Source organism: Allorhizobium borbori, from assembly GCF_014196535.1.
Lineage (GTDB): Bacteria > Pseudomonadota > Alphaproteobacteria > Rhizobiales > Rhizobiaceae > Ectorhizobium > Ectorhizobium borbori.
Genome location: NZ_JACIDU010000003.1, coordinates 133,236 through 152,100 on the forward strand (window position 1 = coordinate 133,236; position 18,865 = coordinate 152,100).

The 18,865-nt window shown below is 57.8% G+C and carries 22 protein-coding genes; 15 read left to right on the top strand and 7 right to left on the bottom strand.

What is annotated here, in order from left to right; all coding sequences use genetic code 11:
- Positions 1 to 14 precede the first annotated feature (14 nt).
- From GGQ66_RS04710 to GGQ66_RS04740, 7 genes are all read left to right on the top strand, one after another.
- Positions 15 to 281: a hypothetical protein gene (locus GGQ66_RS04710; RefSeq protein WP_183789946.1), complete on the top strand. Its 267-nt coding sequence runs from the start codon at positions 15 to 17 to the stop codon at positions 279 to 281.
- A gap of 82 nt (positions 282 to 363) precedes the next feature.
- Positions 364 to 2,031 (top strand): hypothetical protein, encoded by a 1,668-nt coding sequence (locus GGQ66_RS04715; RefSeq protein WP_183789948.1) that lies wholly within the window; start codon positions 364 to 366, stop codon positions 2,029 to 2,031.
- Between the two features lie 150 nt (positions 2,032 to 2,181).
- Positions 2,182 to 2,490 carry a hypothetical protein gene (locus GGQ66_RS04720; RefSeq protein ID WP_183789950.1) on the top strand — a complete coding sequence of 103 codons (309 nt, stop codon included), beginning with the start codon at positions 2,182 to 2,184 and terminating at the stop codon, positions 2,488 to 2,490.
- A 95-nt stretch (positions 2,491 to 2,585) separates the two neighbouring features.
- The gene (locus GGQ66_RS04725; protein ID WP_183789952.1) at positions 2,586 to 3,395 is read left to right on the top strand and encodes a glycoside hydrolase family 108 protein; all 810 of its coding nucleotides are present in this window, start codon (positions 2,586 to 2,588) and stop codon (positions 3,393 to 3,395) included.
- A complete protein-coding gene (locus GGQ66_RS04730) occupies positions 3,388 to 3,573 on the top strand; it encodes a Pam3-gp28 family putative phage holin (RefSeq protein WP_183789955.1) in 186 nt (61 codons plus the stop codon). Before GGQ66_RS04725 ends, GGQ66_RS04730 begins: the two co-directional genes overlap by 8 nt.
- Positions 3,570 to 3,818, top strand: coding sequence for a hypothetical protein (locus GGQ66_RS04735; RefSeq protein ID WP_183789957.1), 249 nt, complete (start codon positions 3,570 to 3,572; stop codon positions 3,816 to 3,818). The genes GGQ66_RS04730 and GGQ66_RS04735 overlap by 4 nt, the downstream gene beginning before the upstream one ends.
- A 284-nt stretch (positions 3,819 to 4,102) precedes the next feature.
- Positions 4,103 to 4,249: a hypothetical protein gene (locus GGQ66_RS04740; RefSeq protein WP_183789959.1), complete on the top strand. Its 147-nt coding sequence runs from the start codon at positions 4,103 to 4,105 to the stop codon at positions 4,247 to 4,249.
- A gap of 12 nt (positions 4,250 to 4,261) precedes the next feature.
- On the opposite strand, the gene GGQ66_RS04745 is transcribed toward GGQ66_RS04740, so the two are convergent.
- Together GGQ66_RS04745 and GGQ66_RS04750 are read right to left on the bottom strand one after the other, a co-directional pair.
- The gene (locus tag GGQ66_RS04745; RefSeq protein ID WP_183789961.1) at positions 4,262 to 4,534 is read right to left on the bottom strand and encodes a hypothetical protein; all 273 of its coding nucleotides are present in this window, start codon (positions 4,532 to 4,534) and stop codon (positions 4,262 to 4,264) included.
- A complete protein-coding gene (locus tag GGQ66_RS04750; protein ID WP_183789963.1) occupies positions 4,531 to 5,115 on the bottom strand; it encodes a hypothetical protein in 585 nt (194 codons plus the stop codon). The genes GGQ66_RS04745 and GGQ66_RS04750 overlap by 4 nt, the downstream gene beginning before the upstream one ends.
- Positions 5,116 to 5,257: 142 nt before the next feature.
- Here GGQ66_RS04750 and GGQ66_RS04755 point away from each other — a divergent pair, with 142 nt between their 5' ends.
- Positions 5,258 to 5,836, top strand: coding sequence for a hypothetical protein (locus GGQ66_RS04755; RefSeq protein WP_183789965.1), 579 nt, complete (start codon positions 5,258 to 5,260; stop codon positions 5,834 to 5,836).
- 162 nt (positions 5,837 to 5,998) lie between these two features.
- Here GGQ66_RS04755 and GGQ66_RS04760 read toward each other — a convergent pair whose 3' ends face one another.
- Entirely contained in the window at positions 5,999 to 6,316 is a 318-nt protein-coding gene (locus GGQ66_RS04760; protein ID WP_183789967.1) for a hypothetical protein, read from the bottom strand.
- An 87-nt stretch (positions 6,317 to 6,403) separates the two neighbouring features.
- Positions 6,404 to 7,207, bottom strand: coding sequence for a metallophosphoesterase (locus GGQ66_RS04765; protein ID WP_183789969.1), 804 nt, complete (start codon positions 7,205 to 7,207; stop codon positions 6,404 to 6,406).
- 234 nt (positions 7,208 to 7,441) lie between these two features.
- Between GGQ66_RS04765 and GGQ66_RS04770 the strand changes: the two genes are divergently transcribed.
- The 3 genes from GGQ66_RS04770 to GGQ66_RS04780 all read left to right on the top strand — a co-directional run bounded on the left by GGQ66_RS04770 (position 7,442) and on the right by GGQ66_RS04780 (position 9,810).
- Complete coding sequence (locus tag GGQ66_RS04770) at positions 7,442 to 8,536, top strand: hypothetical protein (protein WP_183789971.1); 1,095 nt, start codon at positions 7,442 to 7,444, stop codon at positions 8,534 to 8,536.
- Entirely contained in the window at positions 8,533 to 8,940 is a 408-nt protein-coding gene (locus GGQ66_RS04775; protein ID WP_183789973.1) for a type II toxin-antitoxin system VapC family toxin, read from the top strand. The genes GGQ66_RS04770 and GGQ66_RS04775 overlap by 4 nt, the downstream gene beginning before the upstream one ends.
- Positions 8,941 to 9,003: 63 nt before the next feature.
- Positions 9,004 to 9,810, top strand: a complete 807-nt coding sequence (locus tag GGQ66_RS04780) for a BglII/BstYI family type II restriction endonuclease (RefSeq protein WP_183789975.1) — start codon at positions 9,004 to 9,006, stop codon at positions 9,808 to 9,810.
- Here the strand turns inward: GGQ66_RS04780 and GGQ66_RS04785 are convergent, their stop codons facing one another.
- Positions 9,811 to 10,470 (bottom strand): MT-A70 family methyltransferase, encoded by a 660-nt coding sequence (locus GGQ66_RS04785; protein ID WP_183789977.1) that lies wholly within the window; start codon positions 10,468 to 10,470, stop codon positions 9,811 to 9,813.
- A gap of 555 nt (positions 10,471 to 11,025) precedes the next feature.
- Between GGQ66_RS04785 and GGQ66_RS04790 the strand changes: the two genes are divergently transcribed.
- On the top strand, positions 11,026 to 11,355 hold the full coding sequence (locus GGQ66_RS04790) for an SPOR domain-containing protein (protein ID WP_183789979.1): 330 nt from the start codon (positions 11,026 to 11,028) through the stop codon (positions 11,353 to 11,355).
- A gap of 172 nt (positions 11,356 to 11,527) precedes the next feature.
- Positions 11,528 to 11,833, top strand: coding sequence for a hypothetical protein (locus tag GGQ66_RS04795; RefSeq protein ID WP_183789981.1), 306 nt, complete (start codon positions 11,528 to 11,530; stop codon positions 11,831 to 11,833).
- Between the two features lie 34 nt (positions 11,834 to 11,867).
- Here GGQ66_RS04795 and GGQ66_RS04800 read toward each other — a convergent pair whose 3' ends face one another.
- A complete protein-coding gene (locus GGQ66_RS04800) occupies positions 11,868 to 13,415 on the bottom strand; it encodes a site-specific integrase (protein WP_183789983.1) in 1,548 nt (515 codons plus the stop codon).
- A gap of 460 nt (positions 13,416 to 13,875) precedes the next feature.
- Here GGQ66_RS04800 and lexA point away from each other — a divergent pair, with 460 nt between their 5' ends.
- On the top strand, positions 13,876 to 14,586 hold the full coding sequence (gene lexA, locus GGQ66_RS04805; protein WP_183789985.1) for a transcriptional repressor LexA: 711 nt from the start codon (positions 13,876 to 13,878) through the stop codon (positions 14,584 to 14,586).
- On the opposite strand, the gene GGQ66_RS04810 is transcribed toward lexA, so the two are convergent.
- Positions 14,567 to 16,927 (bottom strand): ComEC/Rec2 family competence protein, encoded by a 2,361-nt coding sequence (locus GGQ66_RS04810; protein WP_237358790.1) that lies wholly within the window; start codon positions 16,925 to 16,927, stop codon positions 14,567 to 14,569. The two genes, lexA and GGQ66_RS04810, sit on opposite strands and share 20 nt — an antisense overlap.
- 507 nt (positions 16,928 to 17,434) lie before the next feature.
- Here GGQ66_RS04810 and gltA point away from each other — a divergent pair.
- A complete protein-coding gene (gltA, locus tag GGQ66_RS04815; protein WP_183789989.1) occupies positions 17,435 to 18,721 on the top strand; it encodes a citrate synthase in 1,287 nt (428 codons plus the stop codon).
- Positions 18,722 to 18,865: the final 144 nt, after the last annotated feature.

The following is an 18,865-nucleotide window of genomic DNA, read 5'->3' on the forward strand; positions in this document are numbered from 1 at the left end:
ATGTGGACACCGCAATGGCAGACCCCATCACCATCGACCACTTCATGAAGATCGTCGAAGGTCAGGCGAAAATCGCCGAGAAACTCGACAATTTCATCGACGCCCAAAAATCGATGAAGAGCGAGATCGACGCAATTAAGGCCGACGTCGCCGCGATCAAGCAAGCGAACAGCAGCTATAAAGCTTACGTCCAGGGCGCGCTCGGCTTGTTCACCATCATCTGGACCGGGCTAACGCTTTTTGTCATCCCGATTATCCATAAAAAACTTGGCCTCGGCTGATGCTCAGGATTCCTCCGCCGGCGGAATTTGCTTTCTCGATATTGCCAACAAAACGTCTTCCTCAGCCTGAGGAGGCCGATAAATGACGAGAATGACGATGTCCGTGGCGGAACGGGCCGAAAAAATCCGCGAACTTGGACTACAAGACCTTGGCCGTCGCGCGCTTTCGAAGCGTCTCAACTGGTCGATCCACGAAGCCAGGATGGCTCTGGAGCATCTTCGCAAGGCTCCGATCGCCGAGCCGCCCCAGAAGGCGAAGCCGGAGAAGCCCAAGCCGCCTCGGATATCCTCGATCCCGGAGATCGACGCCGATCTCGAACCCGGCCGCGTCCACCGCTTCATTCTGACAGCCGCCCAGGACGACACCCCAGTTTTCAAACCGTTTCTCGACAACCTCCTAGCCTATGCCGACTATCTGGGCGCTCAGATCGCCGTCGCCGGATTTACCTACCAAAAGGGCTTGTTCGAAGACCACGCCGCCGCCAGCGCCGTCTTCGCCCCTGAAATCCGCGACTACATCGTCCATGACCGCGTCAGGGTTACGCCGAGCCTTCTCTTCGTCGCCGACGCCAACGTCCTGCCGACATCGCCGAAGCCTTTGAGCGGATGGGAAACCGTCAATCGCGGACAGCATGTCGTCGTCCCCGCGGCCCGCATCGCACTGAAATCGATCCCGAGGCCGATATCCGATCCAGCCCGATACGCGGTTTCGACAGGCTGCTGCACGCTGCCGTCATATGCCCCTCGGACGGCCGGCCGAAAAGCCATATCCCGACATACCTATGGGGCGCTCCTCGTCGAAGTGGACACCGATGGCGAGGTCTTCTTCCGCCACCTAGTCGCGTACAAAGATGGGACCTTCCAGGACCTCGACGCCTTCGTCACACATGGTCAGGTCTTCCGAGGCTGTAGCGTCGCGACTATCGTCTGGGGCGATATCCACCATGAACAACTCGACCCCGTCATCGCCATGGCCTGCTTTGGCTACTGCACCACGCAGAAGAAGGTCGTGACGAAGAACAGCATCTACGAGTATTTGCGACCGTCCTTCTCATTCTTCCACGACGCTCTCGATTTCCACAGACGGAATCATCACAATATCGCCGATCCCCACCTGATGGCCGAAGCCTACGTATCCGGTAAGGAGAACGTGGAAGATGAGGTCCGCGACGCCGCCAACTTCATCAACGAGATGCATAGGGAATGGTGTACGTCGGTAATGGTGCAGTCGAACCACGACAGCGCCCTCGGCCGCTGGTCGAAGGACAAGCGCGGACAAGAAGACCCGGCGAACTCGTACTACTGGCATGAAATCAACGCTGCCTGGCATCGTGCCATCCGAAACCGTCTGGCTAACTTCAACATTGTCGAATGGGCAATGCGCGGCGCTGGCCTGCTAGATAGCGTTGTGTTCCTTGCTTCTGGAACCTCGTACGTCATCCGAGACTGCGAATATGGCTATCACGGAGATTATGGCGTGGGAGGCGCTAGAGGCTCGACGTCGGCATTCACCCAGATCGGCAGACCATCCGGTAAAGGCCATGCTCACGCGCCAGAGATGGAAGGCGACTCCCACACGGCCGGCATCTCGTCCAAGCAAGATCAGGGTTATAACCGTAATGGTTTCACCAGGTGGGGGTTTGGCCACGGTGTCGGTTACGACAATGGCACTCGCATCATGCTTCTCCAGACGGCTGACGGCAGGTACCGGGCTATCGGCGACCTCGCCGAAAACCGTCTCGCCGCATGACCTTGTGATTTCCAATTGCGAAATTTCGCAATCCAAAATCACAAAGCGTTTGCAAAGCTATAGAGCCGTCAATTATTTTTTCGGTTTAAGTTGAAACGAGGTATCAAACACTCCAGGTGAGTTCTGTAACCAGTCAGAAGGACACCTGAAATGAACGAAGCCCGCCTTGCTCAGATCGCCGATGCGAAGACCAAGCTCCTCGCCGTACACGTCGCGCTCAGCGATGTGTCGAGCGACATCGACACGCTCCACGACGACGAAGTCGATGCCGAGCGCCAGGAAGATGACGCCGATCTGTTTTCCGCGAAAGTCGAGAGTGCCTTGCTGTCTGCATACGAGCAGACTGCGGCGGCGCTCGAAGCGTTGGACGTCTCGATCGCCGAACTCTCCAAGATTAAGGAAGGCGATGTTGGGGACTACGCAAGCCAGTGGTTCCCGGAATTGAACGAAGAAGATTGAGATCGCGGCGGCCTTCGGGCCGCCTTTCTCATTTCCGCCGGGTCTCACGCGCCCCGTCGGACTGACCATGTCGAGGTATTCGGGAGAGCCTCGCGATGGTCGCGTCCACCTACACAGCTGCTATGAAACACCTCCGCCGCGACGAAGGCGGATATGTCAATCATCCGTCCGATCCAGGTGGAGCGACGAACCACGGCGTCACTCAGGCCGTCTACAACGCTTATCGCAAGCGTAGGCACCTTAGCGTGTGCTCCGTCCGCGAGATCACCGAGGCAGAAGTCGAGGCGATCTATCGAACCCAATACGCAGACAAGGTCCGCTACGACGATCTGCCCGCTGGCGTGGACTACGCGACCCTCGACGCTGCCGTTAATTCCGGCGTCAGCCGTGGCGCGAAGTGGTTGCAGGCATCGATCGGCGTCAGCGCCGACGGCGTCGTAGGCCCCCAGACCGTCGCCAAGGCGAAGGCGTCTGACCCCGTGAAAACCGTCAAGGCGATCTGCTCTAAGCGCCTGGCGTTCGTTCAGAGCCTCAAGACTTGGTCCGTATTCGGTCGCGGATGGGGACGTCGTATCGCAGGCGTCGAAGCCAACGGCGTCGCCATGGCGCTCGCGGCAGGTGGCATGTCCTCTCTCGGGATCGCGGCAGTCGCCAAAGCCGAGGCTGACGTCGCCTCGGCAAACTCGACGGCGCAGAAGACTGCCGCTGGATCGACGGCTGTCCCGGCCGCCACATCGGCAGGCAGCGCCGCAGTTACGGACGTCAGCACCGTCACCGTCATCGCGCTCTGCGTCGTCGCCGCCGTCCTAGTCGCCGCCGTCATCTATTTCGTCCGGAAATCGAGCATCAACCGCGACCGTGCCGAGGCCTACGCCGCTGTCGCCGAGGAGACCCTGCATGCCTAAGACCGCCCTTATCATCCTCATCCGCCAGGCGCTTGTCGTCGGTGGCTCCCTCGTCGTCGGTTCGACCCTCGATCCTTCGCAGGTCGAGACCGTAGCGGGCGCGGTCGCGACCCTGATCGGCGTCGTCTGGGAAGTCTATGAGAACCGTCACGCGCTCCGCAGGAAGACGACAGAATGACCGCGCTCCTCGCCTGGTTCACCGCGACGTCTATCGGCAAGACGCTCCTTAAATGGAGCGGGATCGCCGCGCTGCTGGTCGCTGGATACTGGCGTCTCTATGCCTCGGCAAAAGCCGACGTCGAGGCCAAACACGTCGCCGAAGACCTCCAGAAACTCAGGGAAAAGGAAGACCTCAATGAGACGGTCCGCAAGATGGACGGCGCTTCTGTTGACCGCGAGCTTGCTCGCTGGGTGCGCGACTGACGGCAGCATCTGTACGGGTTGGCGTCCGATCCGGCCGTCCTCGGCTGACATCGAAGCGATGTCCGAGCAGACCAAGCGCGATATCGTGACCAGCAACCTCTGGGGCGAACAAAACGGGTGCTGGAAACCGTAACCTCAATTTCGGCCGGCGGCGCTTGTGTCCTGTCTCTGCCGACCACATCATCGATATAGCGGGCAGGCAGTTTCCTCAGGCGGCTTGAACGTGTTGCTGTGTGGAGCCGGGGCTTTCCTTCCCCGGCTTCTTTCATTTCTGGGAGGACGACATGACCGAGTACACGTTCCACGACTTTGTCCGCGATAACTACGGCCCGTTCGCATTCGACGACGATCTCGAGGACTTTATCGCAGACCGAGAATATGAGCTTTCCGAAGCCTTCGACGCTTGGTCACGGGATAACGATGACGAATGAAAAAGGGAGCCATCAGGCTCCCTTTGCTGCTTTCATTTCATCCAGACGGCGGAGATGTTCTGGCGAACCCCGCCAATAGTGATCCTTCGGTAGGACGATCCTCTCGACCACGAAGCGCCCATCCTGAAACATGAACGGCGGCGCTCCGTTGCGCTCCTCGACCGATCCGTCGGGCCGACGAACGAGGTAAACGATGCGGCTCACATAGGGCTTCGACGTTGGCCTGGACGGCGGTACGACGGCCTTGCCCTTCGACTTGAGGAAGTCTGCAAACGATCCGCTCATGCTGCATGTCTCCTCATATCTTCGAGCGCCTCGGCGGACCGTGCGGCGCAGACCATCTGCCACGTAGGCTGGATGCCGTGCTCAGGATGTTCGCGACCGACCCAGCCGACGGTGTAGACGTCGAGGCCAGCTATAGATGCCAACACATCTACGGGGACCAGCCCGCCGAACGCGATCTCACGCCACTCGTGCCGCTGACGCGCGCTGTCGTCGAGCGTCGGGATTTCGCCACCATCAGCCTTGACGACACCGCCGAAACGATCGGCGTAGTCGAGTGCCACGAAATAATTCCCGAACTGTAATTTAGACGGCGCGCCTTCCACGCGATACGCTACCGCACCGTGGGGAACGTGAGTGTTGTAACGACGGTGATTGTGCATCACGAACTCCCGGAGTTCTTCGATGACCTCCGCAGTCGGCACTCTGTGCGACTTGCTCCCAGGAGCGGCTTTATATTGACGGACCGTCTGCGCGCTTTTGCCCAGACCTTCAGCGACTACTTTGATGTAGTCGCTCGAGAACAGTACGCAATTCTTGAGTAATCCGGAAAATGCGGCGTGCGCCGCGATAGCATCTGACATTGTATATCTCCATTTTTCGATCATGCTCGCATTACAATCGTTGCCGTATGCAAAGACATATACAAGATAGCCGACAGAATATTTTGTATCTTTCTTCGTCTTCGTCAAATGTAGTAGCGCAACAGCAATGGGAGATGCTTACATGCTTGCACGTTTTGCCGCGGCCTTGACGGCCGCATTCCAGATGATCGGCAAAGTCGGAAAATGGTCGTGGGACGTCGCCGTGGCGACAGTTAGGTTCCCGTTCGAACTGATCTCCACCAAGCCGCCGCTGCCTCAGTTCAACCCAACCGTGGAAAAGTCCGACGTCTTAGACGAGTACAACGAGGCTCGTAAGCGTCACGCGGCTGTCCAGACCCTGGACCGCGACGGCATCCACACGCTGCTCGAATACTGCCGCGCTCACCGTGACGACCGCGCGACCATGAAGCTGCCGAAGGACTTGCCGCCGCCGGTCCTCGCGAGCCTCGTATCCATGGACGATAAGGCGCTCAGGTCTCTGGCGACCGCTGGCGTCGGTCAGGTCCGCAAGTTCATGTCGGGCAAACCTCATGGCATCCACGGCGTCCCCGCAGTCGCTCCTGACCCTGACGTCGTGCCGACGGCGGCCGACGACGAGCCTCCGAGGAACGCATCTCATCATGAGAGGGTGCTCTGGAAGATCAGGGCGAACATGCTCAAAGATCGCCAGAGCGAGTTCCGGGCACCCGCACCAAGATAATGAAAAGCCCGCCAACTTGGCGGGCTTACTTTTTGGCGGTGTTATCGACGACGAGACGGGGCCGTCGGAGCGCCGCCAACATCTCTGCATGCCGATGCGGCTCCTCATACGCGAGATCGCCGTACTCCCGCCGCAGGAGCTGCCATTCGCGATCTGTCACCATTACGCGCGGCCCGAGGACAGGGCCACGATGACGTCCTGGCGCTGCTGACACGCCTGGCGCAGAGATGCGACTTCGGCCTCTAGCTCGGCGACAGCGAGGACGGCAGCGCGCGCGAGGTCTTCCATTTCGTATGCGTGCGCCTTTGCGGCTCCCAGAGCGTCGTAGTGAGCCTGCTGGTGCTTGGCTTCGGCGATGCCGTCGAGCGCGTTAAAAAGGCCCTGCGCGAGGCCCATGGTTGCGCCCGCGATGAGCATCATCCCCGGGAGATTTCCCATCGCGGCCTGATGCGCGGGAGAGCCAAAATGTGCCTGTGCCATGTCTGCCTCCATCTGTTTCGGACACCACCTATGCCGGGCACCGAGGGCTCCGGCAAGTCTCGTCGTCGAGTTAAAGCGATCGGAAAGTTAACGCCCGATCTCGACGACCTTGCACATCGCGAAATCAGGGTTTTCGACTGAGCGACCGCGATCGAAGTTATCCCGCACATAACCCCGCGGATTGCAGACGACCCTCGTCGACGTCCCCGGTACTACGTAGTCAAAATTCGCGTGCGTGTGCCCGTGAACCCAAAGTTCAGGCTGGAACTCCTTGATCTCTGCGTCGAAATCAGACGCAAACGAGGGCGTCAGGTCGTCGTGCGCGTATTGCGGCGCGACGGACAGATGATGCGGACAATGGTGTGTAACGACGACCGTCGGCCCGTCATGCGGACGCGCCAGGGCATCACGAAGCCACGCACGGCTCTCATGGTGCAGCACGCGCGTCCGCTCAGGCTTCCACGGCGTGAGATGACCGAGACCGTCCAGATCGTGGATATGACTGAAATCGTTCATGGACCAATGCGCGATTTCCATCGCCCGCCGCATGTCGCCGTAAAGCTCATAGTCTGTCCACATCGTCGCGCCAAGGAAGCGGACACCGTCGAGAACGACCTCGTCGTTTTCCAGAAAATGGATGTGCGGAAACTCTTCGGCAGCGCGACGTCCGCTTTCCACACTCTTTGCGTAGACCTGTCCGTAATGATCGTGATTCCCAGCTACGTAGACCGTCGGCACGTTTGGAAAACGCTTGTGCAGCCATGCCATCGACTTGCCGACGGGCGCACTGACATCGCCCGCGACGACCAGGACGTCCGTGTCTTCAGGAAGGTCGACTGGATCGGGGAAGGAGAACGCGAGGTGCAGGTCCGAGAATACAACGGCTTTCATATTGACCTCCGAGAGGGGAATTGAACTCACGGTATGCCGGGCACAGCGGACTCCGGCAAGCCGACGCACGCGGGTATTGCGATCGAGGAGTTAATGGAGCCCGTGCCGTCGGGACGGGAGCATGCGTTGTCCTGACGGAGGTGAAAATGCGCCGGGTTTTAGCGCGTTCCATTTGAGGTTGAATGTTTACCTGTACCGGATAGGATCACAGCAGATTCTACAGCATGGACAGTGATGGCCGAGGAAACCGAAATATGGAGGCCGGGGAGCTTCACGAAAAACTTCAGCTGGGGTAGTCCCTCGGCCGGGTTGTCGGAGCTTCATGAGCTGATCGAACTCGGCTTCGATGGGAAAATGGAAGACGTCCCGCGCGAGGTCTTCAGGCAGCGCGTCCGTCCGCTTGGCAGGCCTGAATACATTCCCATCAACTTCTTCCTATTCAACCGCCAGGAGCGTGGCACCGATTACCTTGTCGCAGACGAGCTAGTATTCCAGGCGATCAACTGGAGGCATAGTGCGCGCTTCGACAAGCTTGCGTTGTTCGCATTTAACCTTTCTATCGTAGGCAAGTGGAAAGGGCAGATGAAGGACCAGCGCCGACCCGCTCTATGGGCGAATGCCTATATACGGGAGCGCATATCGAGAACACTGAACTGGGAAACTCGCGGCATCAGCGCCAACGACATTGAATCCTTTGTCCTTGGCGACAAGCGATACGTCGCCGAAACCACCAGAAAGCTTTCGACCAACTACAACTACCTTCTGCAGGGAGGCCGTATCCGAGAGTTCTCCACCTCAAGGATCGAACGGTGGTGGGTCGACTGCTTGTTCCTGGCTCTCGACCGCATTATCGAGGATCGCAAGATCGACAGGATCGGGACGCCGCCGTCGGAATACGGCCCACTTCTCCGGCGTTTCGGCTTTGTTGAACTCACGGGGAAAAGGTCCCTAGAGAAGGACTTAGCCATCAAACATCTCGTTTCGTTATATGACGCATGCGGCGGCCGACTTAGATTTTCCGATGATGCGGCTAAGGAGCGAACCAAGGCGCTATTGCCGGACGTCCAGAATTTCGCCGCTAACGATCCGAGACCGCGCGGCGCGGTGCACGTGACCAACCCCCGCATTCTGAAGAGCATACCTGCAGTCTGCGCGATGCTGGCAAGGTATGCCGGATTTGACGATATCGGACCAGACGATCTGGACGAGTTTGACTTGGAGGATTTCGTGCGCCGCAAAACACGTGCGGCGCTCGACAAGCTGGAGGCGGCTGGAGTGGTTCCTACCATGACGGCCGAAGAGTTGATGAAGTTGACGAGGGGTGAATGACCACGTTCATCGATAGCAATGTCCTGATCGCCATTCTGAAGAAAACAGAGAAAATCCATGACTGGGCGGTCAAGGAGTTGGAGGCATGCAAGAAGGAGGGACCAGCCGTGATCTCCGACGTCGTCTATAGTGAAGTTAGCGTCTCGCTTGAAGACGTCGAGAAGGTGAACGCGTTCATTTCCGAACTAGGACTCGAGCGTTACCCAAACAACAATGACGACGCTATGTTTCGAGCTGGGAGAGCCCACCTTCAGTACCGCAAAAACAAGGGTGAGCGCACGGGCACGCTGCCTGATTTCTTCATCGGAGCAATAGCAGAGGTAGAGGATGCTCCGGTCATGACCAACGACGTAGGACGATTTAAGACGTATTTCCCAAACGTCCGCCTGATCACGCCTCCTTGATCGATCGCACGAGACGCATCCTGCTGGTACTATCAGTATACCGAATCAACCTGCGATCCATAGATGTTTGATGCCCTTATTGAACGCGGCTTCCAAGTCGATATCCATAGCCATGCCCGGGCGATCCTGAGCGTCGATTTCCCTGACGCCGTCGCCGATCTGGAGGAAGCGATTGGAGCACTCTCGATCCCGATAGAGGAAATCGTAGGATCTGGCGGCGGCGAGTCACAGGGCACCCAACGTCTTCGCCGAGCGCTCGCGCAGCGTGGCTGGACGAAGATGAACTTCACAGTGGAGAAGCGAATCAACGGCGTTGCCCGCGAGGCCATAAGCCACGAGATCGATCATGTGAAGGCTTTTGCCCCGGGCGTCGTGGCGGCCGAGATCGAGTGGAACAACAAGGACCCGTTCTTCGACAGAGACCTGGAGAACTTCAAACGGTTGCATGCCGACGGAGCGATATCGGTCGGCGTCATCATCACACGTGGCACCTCTATGCAACACGACCTCAAGTCAATGGTGCAGCGTTTCGCGACCGAGCGCGGCCTGAATTCCCACGAGGCTGTAGTCGCCTTTGGAATGAGCCGTACGGCTCGCCAAAACAAGGAGGTCGATCGCCGTATAAAGGCGGGTCAATCCTATGAGGAAGCGTGGGCCGGTCAGTTCGTTTCCGACAAGTACGGTCAGGCGACGACGCATTGGTCCAAGCTCGAGGACCGTGTTCATCGCGGCGTCGGCAATCCGTGCCCGCTCGTTTTGGTCGGATTGCCATCAGCCATCGTGACGTTCGACGAAAATCTCGAACTCGAAGACATCGAGCGCGAAGACGACAATCTGGTCAAAGAAGGAATAGCAGACGTCGCTTATTGATTACTCGGCCGCCACGCGGTCAGTAGCGGAATTGAACCCATAGGTCTTCCAATCAGGTTCGTATGTCTCGTCGGCCTGATTGCCCCACGTCGCCCAGTTCTTGCGGACGCCTCGGCCGAACATCTCGAGATACGGCCCAGGTGAGCAGGATTCGATAAGAGGATACTGTTCGTCAGGCTTACGGGAATGCTCTCTCTTGCGTGATGACAGGTAGTTCACCTGTGATCGGCCCGGATCGAGAGTGCGAGCGTTCTTTCCACGTACGCCGAAGAGGATCAGTTCGGTGACGTTGCGGAAATAGAATCCGACGCCGCGACCGTCAGAGCCGCCGTCTTTCCGAATCTTGTGCCAGACGAGGTTGGACTTGTACTGGAAGCCCCATGCCTTCATGACCTCCAGCCCTTCAGGAAGAAGTGCATTCGGAACCCAGAGGTATAGGTGAGCTGTAGGCGCGCACGCCTTGGCGACTGGCAGTTCCATGATTTCCGGGAGAGCCATAGTCCCGTAACGCGAAAGGCGCTTATGCTCGGGGGCGACCTTGCCTGTACGGTTGACGAACTGCCACGGCGGGTCGGCCATAATGGTCGAGAACCTGCGGCCGTCGACGAAGTTCAGGAAATCCTGTGAGGGTGAAGGAGCGGCATCAGGGCGCTTGAGCATTAAATCTCCTTTGATTCCCGGAACTTGTAAGCGTTTCAACTTATCGCAGGCACCGCAGAGAATCGAGCATTGATCTATGGATCGGTTAACCTCGACTACCATATAGAGCTTGCCTCGTCCTTGCCTTTGTTCGGGCAGTCCCCAATTTCAATCTGCGTTTGCATACTGCAATGGCAGCCCAAATAAACGTTCTTTATTTGTTCTTAATTTTGAGTCGGGTCAATCCGGATAGGGAATTCAGCGCTGCCGGCTATTTCGTCATGCGCCGATGTCCGGCACAGTCGCGCTGTGGATATTGCACCCGAGGGCATGCCAGATACTCGCAGAGCTGTCGGAGTGGCATGATAAGCAGGACTGCACGCGCCAAAGCGAGGTGAGGACATGACTGATATCCGCATCCTCCAGATGCTCGACCAGGCGTGTCAGGGCGACTTCGAGATTCAATGGTGCTCGGTGAGCGGAGACGCCGATCAGTAAACTTCCGCGTTTTCCATCAATGCAACATCAATTTCCCCGAGCTACAACTCAAAGGACGTTTCTCGGGGGACTTTATAAATGAAATCCGTTCTTGCTGCGGTTATCGCACTTCTGTCTATCTGCTCACCCGCCTCGGCGCTCGATCATGGATACTGGGTTGTCGTTGGTAACATGCTGCCCGACCAAGTGATCGGCGGGAAAACGCAGAATGCCATTCAAGCTAAGATTGGCCGTTGCGGCTATGAGCCGTTCAATGACTTCAGCTTCAAGTTTGGGTTTAAACCCGGATACATCACGTTTGTTCTGGGAGCCTACGCGACAAAGGCGGAGGCAAATGCCGTCCTCAAGAGCGCGAAAAGCTGCGTCCCCGACGCATACATCAAGTACGGCGCATACGCTGGTGAATGATATGAGACCGATTTTTGCTGTCCTTGTCGCATACACCACCGTTGTTACCTGCGCCGATGCCTCGGATTTTCCGAAAGAGGAAGTTGACAAAGCAATTGCGGTCGTAACCGCACGGGAAAAGGAAAGCATCGAAGCGTGCGTAGTCGCTACCGGCACGAAGATCGCTTAAGACGTGCAGCAGAAGGACCTAAACGCCGACGGCATCAATGAGTTGATTATCAGCAGTTTTCCCGCCGAACTCGGAAACGGTGCGACGGGTTGCTACGGGATGGTCGGCAAAAACATGTACCTGTTGTCGAGCGAGATCGGAGCATGGAGGAACCTGACGGGCGGCCTCGGTGACAACGCCTTAAGCTTCGAATTCCATGATCGAGCGGCAGGAAAAATGCCTGACATCGAGGTGACAGGACCTGGCTTCTGTTTCCCGATCCACCGCTACTCCGACGGCGAATACCGCAGCTGGAAGGTCTGCAACTGACATGGACTGGCCCTCTTCGGAGGGCTTTATCATTTCAATCGTCGGGATCGGTATCGGCGTCTGGATCGTGGTTTGCTTCCATCGCCGCCCGGATATCTTCGAAGTACTGATCGCCGAGGTGAGCGCCGATCATCGCTTCGTATTCGTGGATATCCTCGAGCTCGTAATCCGCATAGTCGCCGTCGAACTTCGGGTTGAACGACTTAAACAACAGGTCCTGATAGGCTTTCAGGACCTTGAATTTCTCCCGCAGCAGCGGGTTCATATTGTATACGGCCTGACTGACCGACTCCGCACCCTCGTTCCGATGGGTGACTAGTTCGACGCTTTCCTTGGCGTCAAAATCGAAATTTTTCCATTCAGCCAGATGCGTTGTAAACGCCCGGCGGAAATCATGGCTACCTCTGAATGTCTTCGGTAGCGGCCCCTTGGCAGCCCGCCCCCGATCAGTGACGTCCGAAATCGTAGAGTCCGACAGATGTCCGTCGCGGTTGTCCCTGCCCTTCCCTTTTTTTAGCTGAGGAAAAAGATAGCGATTGTCGTCACGGGTCCGCTTGAGCTGTTCATGGACGACTGATGACGCAACCTCGGGCAACGGCAGCGCCCTGAAACCGCCCATCTTGTCGGGTCCAAGCGCCCACACATAAGCCCATGGCCGATCAGGTGTGCGAATGAACTGCCCCTTGAACGATCGCAGAACAGTCGCGATACGCTGGCCCGTCAAAATCTGGAGTAGCAGAGCCGCGCGCGAGCAGTCCTTCGTGATCGGGTCGTCGTAGCAGAAGCGGATGCCGAACTGGAAAATCTGTTTTGGGGTCACGAGCGGCGCTTGGATGATGTCCTCGGGCCGAAGGTCCTTGGCTTCCAGTTTCGGGCGCTTCGGCGCTCGGATCAGTCGTGCGATGTTGAGCGTCAAGCCGGACTCATGTTGGTTGTCGGGGTGTGTCGCCCACGAAAAAACAGCCTGAATTGCGGCGTGCGTCAGGCGAGCCTGCGGATAAAGCGTGTCCTTCCGCGCGTTCTCCTTAGCTCTGCCGCGCAGGATGATGTTGCGGGTGACGGCAGCCAAGTCGTTCGGCGTGATCGATTTGACGGGCATGCCATGCAGCGGCCTGAAGTCGTCGTAGAGAGCCCCCTTAGGGTCGGTACCGAGCGCGGAAATGTTGTTCGAGTAGGACTTAGACGCTCCCGTCTCTTTCAGATGCTCGAGGAATTTGTCTCGCATCACTTCCCACGTCCATTCCCCCGCCTTGACGCCTGCCTTATGTTCGGCCCTCTCAACGTCTTTCTCGCCGCCGACGACCTCGGCGATGAGATAAGAGGGATCGAGACCCTCCCTCTTCGCATGCTTGATCTTCGGAATCAGGGCGCGGATCGTCGGTAAATCCTCCGGCGTGAAATACGCCACAGGACCGATCTGCTTTTTGAATGTCTCAGTCAGACACCAAAAAAATGCCGTGCCGCTCTTCACACGGATCGCAAGACCAGGAGCGTCGGTATCACGGTACTCGACTGTCTCTTTTTTCTTCGCGGCGTTCTTGGCCGCTGCCATCGTATTTCCGTCGATCCTGACCCGCGCCATCTGACCCTTCCTGACCCTACTTTTTTCGAGGGTCAGCATAGGGTCAGCGGCCAGGAAAGCCAAATAGATAGCTTCGGGGTCTTGCCCTGTTGCCGGATTTGGTCAACAATTGAATAATGGTAAGTAATTTCAATTATTTACAAGACTTCATTTCCAACGTTGACGATCTCGAAGTCTTCAAATAAGTTCCAAAATTCTAAAACGACTAACTTTTAATCAGTAGGTCCAGGGTTCGAATCCCTGCGCGCTCACCACTTTCCCCTTAAATCTTTCCACGCCAGTTGATCTGTAATCGCAAAGCTTTGCGAACGGCGCGCATGACTTCAGCCGTGTTTTGCTTTTGCGAAATATATTGGCGCGGCTGATACCAGTATTTATCCGGAAAAAATCGCCTTGCGGAACACAAGCCGAACATATAGTGTCCGTTCTGTATTTGTTTCAAGATTCTTTTGGGGGACCGATGCTCACGCGCAAGCAGCAGGAATTGCTACTCTTCATTCACGAACGAATGAAGGAATCTGGTGTGCCGCCCTCATTCGATGAAATGAAGGATGCACTCGATCTCGCGTCGAAGTCGGGGATTCATCGCCTGATTACGGCGCTCGAGGAGCGCGGGTTCATTCGCCGTCTGCCCAATCGCGCACGGGCGCTGGAGGTCATCAAGCTGCCGGAGGCCTATTCACCGCCTCAGCAAGTCCGGCGCGGTTTCTCGCCGAGCGTTATCGAGGGTAGCCTTGGCAAGCCGCAACCTGTCGCGCCACCCAAGGCAGCATCGAACGAGAACGAGGTGGTGTCCGTTCCGGTGATGGGCCGTATCGCAGCCGGCGTGCCGATTGCGGCGATCCAGCACAACACCCATGAGATCACCATTCCTGCCGACATGCTCGGTACCGGCGAGCACTATGCACTCGAGGTCAAGGGCGATTCGATGATCGAAGCCGGCATCTTCGATGGCGATACGGTGATCATTCGCAATGTCAGCAATGCAAGTCCCGGCGATATCGTGGTTGCCCTCGTTGACGACGAGGAAGCGACGCTGAAGCGATTCCGCCGCAAGGGCGCTTCGATTGCGCTTGAAGCAGCAAACCCTGCCTATGAAACGCGAATCTTCGCGGCTGATCGGGTGAAGGTTCAGGGTAAGCTTGTTGGCCTTATTCGTCGCTATCACTGAGTTGCGATGACGTTGTCTCGACCGAGTCATCCACAAAACGGTCGCTGCGCCAGTCGTAGAGCCGATGACGTGTCCAAGGGCGAATAGTATTATTGCGGGCGGTTTCGATCTGCATTCGGTCTGCTTTGCCATCTTCGAAACGGATGGTGATCGACCCGCTGCGGCTCAGATGCGTTGCGGTAAGCAGTCGGGTTATGGTGCCTCGGCCTGCTGATACCTCACCTGAAGAGACCCTGCTCCCCGTGTCAGATGCCTTCGACCCTTTGGAACCGGTGGGGCAGCGGGATTGCCGCAGGCGCACCGGCGTGATGATGATGTCCGCGCTCTGGCAGGCAATGCCGATAAAGGCCGCATCTTCAGCGTAAACGATGCGCACCTCATCGCTCAGGCCGTGACGGTAACGCGCAGCGCACCACGCCTTTTCCTGACAGGTGAAGCGGTCCGGTTCGCTTTCAGAAAAGACGAGCGTCATCTCTTTCTGCGCCGCCTGCTCCTCGTCGGCATTGAGCGTGCGGTGACGGATCTTGTCCCGTTGCCCGCTGCCCGATACGCCACGCAGCATGGTCGGCCTCAGGTGGGCCGATGTCGTCAACGCCCGCCGCCATTGGGAAAAGATGAAGGAAGGAGGCCGTTCGCGATTGGTTGCGATGCCACGCGCGCCGATAAGACCGATGAGATCGCCACCTTCTGCGACGATGATGGCGGGTTTTGACCTACCCGGCAGGATGGCAGTCGAGGCGAGCGTTGCCGCGATAATGATGGCGCCGGCCAGACGAAGACGGGTTTTGAGAAGCGTGAGAAGCAGGAAGCCGATAACGACGAGGGAAAAGACGTAGGGTGGCATCAAGCCTGCCCCACCCTCGCCTCCCCAGGAGGCCACCTCTTTGGCCACATCGATCACGAGTTCGAGGCCAAACCCCATGATCCGTAGTGGCCATGCATCCAGACTGAACGGCATCAGCAGCATGGCGAGAAGGCCGGCGGGCATGACGATAAACGACACGATCGGCATGGCCGCCAGATTGGCCGGTAGCCCCCACAGTGCCAGTTGCTGGAAATGGGCTATGGAAAAGATCGCCGTCGAAACACCGCCAATGATGGAGGTCAGCGCAATGCCCCAGACAAAGTGCCATCCTTTTATCAGGAGTGCCCTGGCCGGCAGTGCGGAAGGGCGAGCATCCTCCCGCCCGCTGTCCTTGAGAAGCGCGTAACCGGCAACCAGTGCGACCGTCGCGGCGAAGGACATCTGGAAGCTGGCGCCCATGACATCAGACGGCGAAAGAATGAGAATGACGAGCGCGGACAGTGCAACGTTGCGCATGCTGATCGACGGTCGACCGATCAACACAGCGATAAGCATGATCGACATCATAAGCCAGGCGCGCTCGGCGGATACGGCAGAGCCCGACAAAAGGTAATAGGCGGTCACGCCTGCCAGCGCACCGACCGCTGCGAGTTTCTTGATAGGGAAGGATTGCGCGAAACCCTGATGCAGACTGAGCACCATGCGAAGACCGACGAAGAAGATACCGGCGGACAGCGCCATGTTGAGACCGGAAATGGCGATGATATGCGCTAGGCCGGACAACCTCAGTGCTTCCGCGGTCTCCCGGGTCATGGCGCGTCGTTCGTCCGTGACCATGGCTGTCGCGAAGGCTCCCGCATCACCGGGTATGATGCTGCGGATACGCTCGCCGATGACGCTGCGAAGGTGGCTGATCCAGGCCCGAGCGCCGGTTCGAAAGTTTTGAGGCAGAGCGTCAATGACTGCGGGGTGCGGAGCACCGTAAAAGAATCCAATGGCGCCGATTTCCTGAAAGTAGCTGGAAAAGGCGAAATCCGTCAGCCCCGGCATAGCCGGCCCGGATGGTGGTGATAGGCGGGCACGGCCGGCAATTCCCTGTCCATCGGCCAGTGTGGCGTGACGTGCCCGAACAATCAGCGCCACCCGGCGCGGCGGACGTTTCAGGACAGGGTTGGCTGTTTCAAGGACATCAACGATATAGCGGAAGCCGCCGCCGGCCACCGCCTCGCGTGAAACCACCCTGCCCGTCAAATTGACGGTTACGGGGCTGTCGAGAAGAATAGTTGCCTTGTGTGCGGTTTCGCTTGCGGCGAGCCACATGCCTGCCGCAACAAGCGCAATGGCAGCAGCAGGCAGGCTGACGGCGGGTAATCTGCTCCTGAACATCAGGGTAAGAACGCCCCCCATGAACAGGAGGACGCGAAAAATCGCCGGCTTGGGGTCCTGTTCGGCACCGAACCATAGAACGGCGCCGAGGCCGAGGAAAACCGGCGCGAAGAGAAAGGCGCGACCGTGCGCTATCTCGGTCTCGACCAAGGACGCGAATCGCTGAGAAAATCCGGCGGCTTTAGTCGCCTCTACGTGTTCTTCGGCGATGGGTGGTTCAGCCGCCTTGCTTATGACAAAGCCACCCTCAAGCCTTGCGGGAGGCTGCGAACCTGCACGGTCGTTTACCGGAATCCCAAGGAAATCCTTGTTATTTGCCGCCTTCGGCATCGCCTCTCCAGCGTCGTATACGATCCATTTATCATGATGAAATTGTCGGTTCGTCACTCCGTTTCAAGCTTGCCGTCAGGATTGCAAAAGAGCAATATGTCCCAGAGCCGCACAGAGGACAAGGAATGTCCCGGGTGGTTCGTTCCCGTCCGAAAGCATCGCTAGGCCACATCTCGCTCGACCACCTAAGACACTGTTTACCCTAAAACAACGGGGGCATTTGCCCTTTGGCTAGGTTGGCATAAGGCTTACGATCATATAGCTAACGTCACGGACGCTTAACCTGCGGCGCCTTAAATGTGCCGTAATCGCACTTGGAGGATCAGCATGACGGATAAATCCACTCTGACATTGGGCGACAAGACGGTCGATTTCGCCGTTCGCCACGGCACAATCGGTCCGGACGTGATCGATATCGCGACACTTTACAAGCACACCGGCGCCTTCACCTACGACCCGGGTTTCACCTCCACGGCATCGTGCGAATCCAAGATCACCTATATCGACGGCGATATCGGCATGCTGCTTCACCGCGGCTACCCCATTGAACAGCTCGCTGAAAAGGGTGACTTCCTCGAAACCTGCTACCTTCTCCTTTACGGCGAACTTCCCACCGCCGCACAGAAGAAGGATTTCGATGCGCGCATCACGAACCACACGATGGTTCATGAGCAGATGACGAAGTTCTTCTCCGGCTATCGCCGCGACGCGCACCCGATGGCCGTCATGGTTGGCACCGTTGGTGCGCTGGCAGCCTTCTATCATGATTCCACCGACATCACCGACGAGCATCAGCGCATGGTCGCTTCGATGCGCCTCATCGCGAAGATGCCGACGATCGCTGCCATGACCTACAAGTACCATGTCGGCCAGCCCTTCGTTTATCCGAAGAACGATCTCGACTATGCCGCAAACTTCCTGCGCATGTGCTTCGCCGTACCTTGCGAAGAATATGTGGTGAACCCGGTTCTGGCCCGCGCCATGGACCGTATCTTCATCCTGCATGCCGACCATGAGCAGAACGCTTCGACCTCGACCGTTCGTCTCGCCGGCTCCTCGGGCGCCAACCCGTTCGCCTGCATCGCGGCTGGTATCGCATGCCTCTGGGGCCCTGCTCACGGCGGCGCCAACGAAGCCTGCCTCAACATGCTGGAAGAGATCGGCACCGTCGACCGCATTCCGGAATACATCGCCAAGGCAAAGGACAAGAACGATCCGTTCCGTCTGATGGGCTTCGGTCACCGCGTCTACAAGAGCTATGACCCGCGCGCCAAGATCATGCAGAAGACCATGTATGAAGTTCTGGAAGCCACCGGCCATGGCAATGACCCGCTGATGCAGGTTGCTCTCGAACTCGAGCGCATTGCCCTGTCCGACGAATACTTCGTCGAGAAGAAGCTCTACCCGAACGTCGACTTCTACTCCGGTATCACGCTGCGCGCGCTCGGCTTCCCCACGACGATGTTCACGGTGCTTTTCGCTCTCGCCCGCACCGTTGGCTGGATTGCACAGTGGAAGGAAATGATCGAAGACCCGCAGCAGCGTATCGGTCGTCCGCGCCAGCTCTACACGGGCGCTGCGAAGCGCGACTACGTGCCGACAGACAAGCGCTGATCTCTGTCACAGTCTATCCATTGAAAGCCCGGCCTCTGGCCGGGCTTTCTGCTTTTGGCATCTCTGCAATCCGTCACCCTTGTCAAACTCAGAGCAAACAAAAAAACCCCGGTCGCACGACCGGGGTTTTCGAAAGGTACAGAC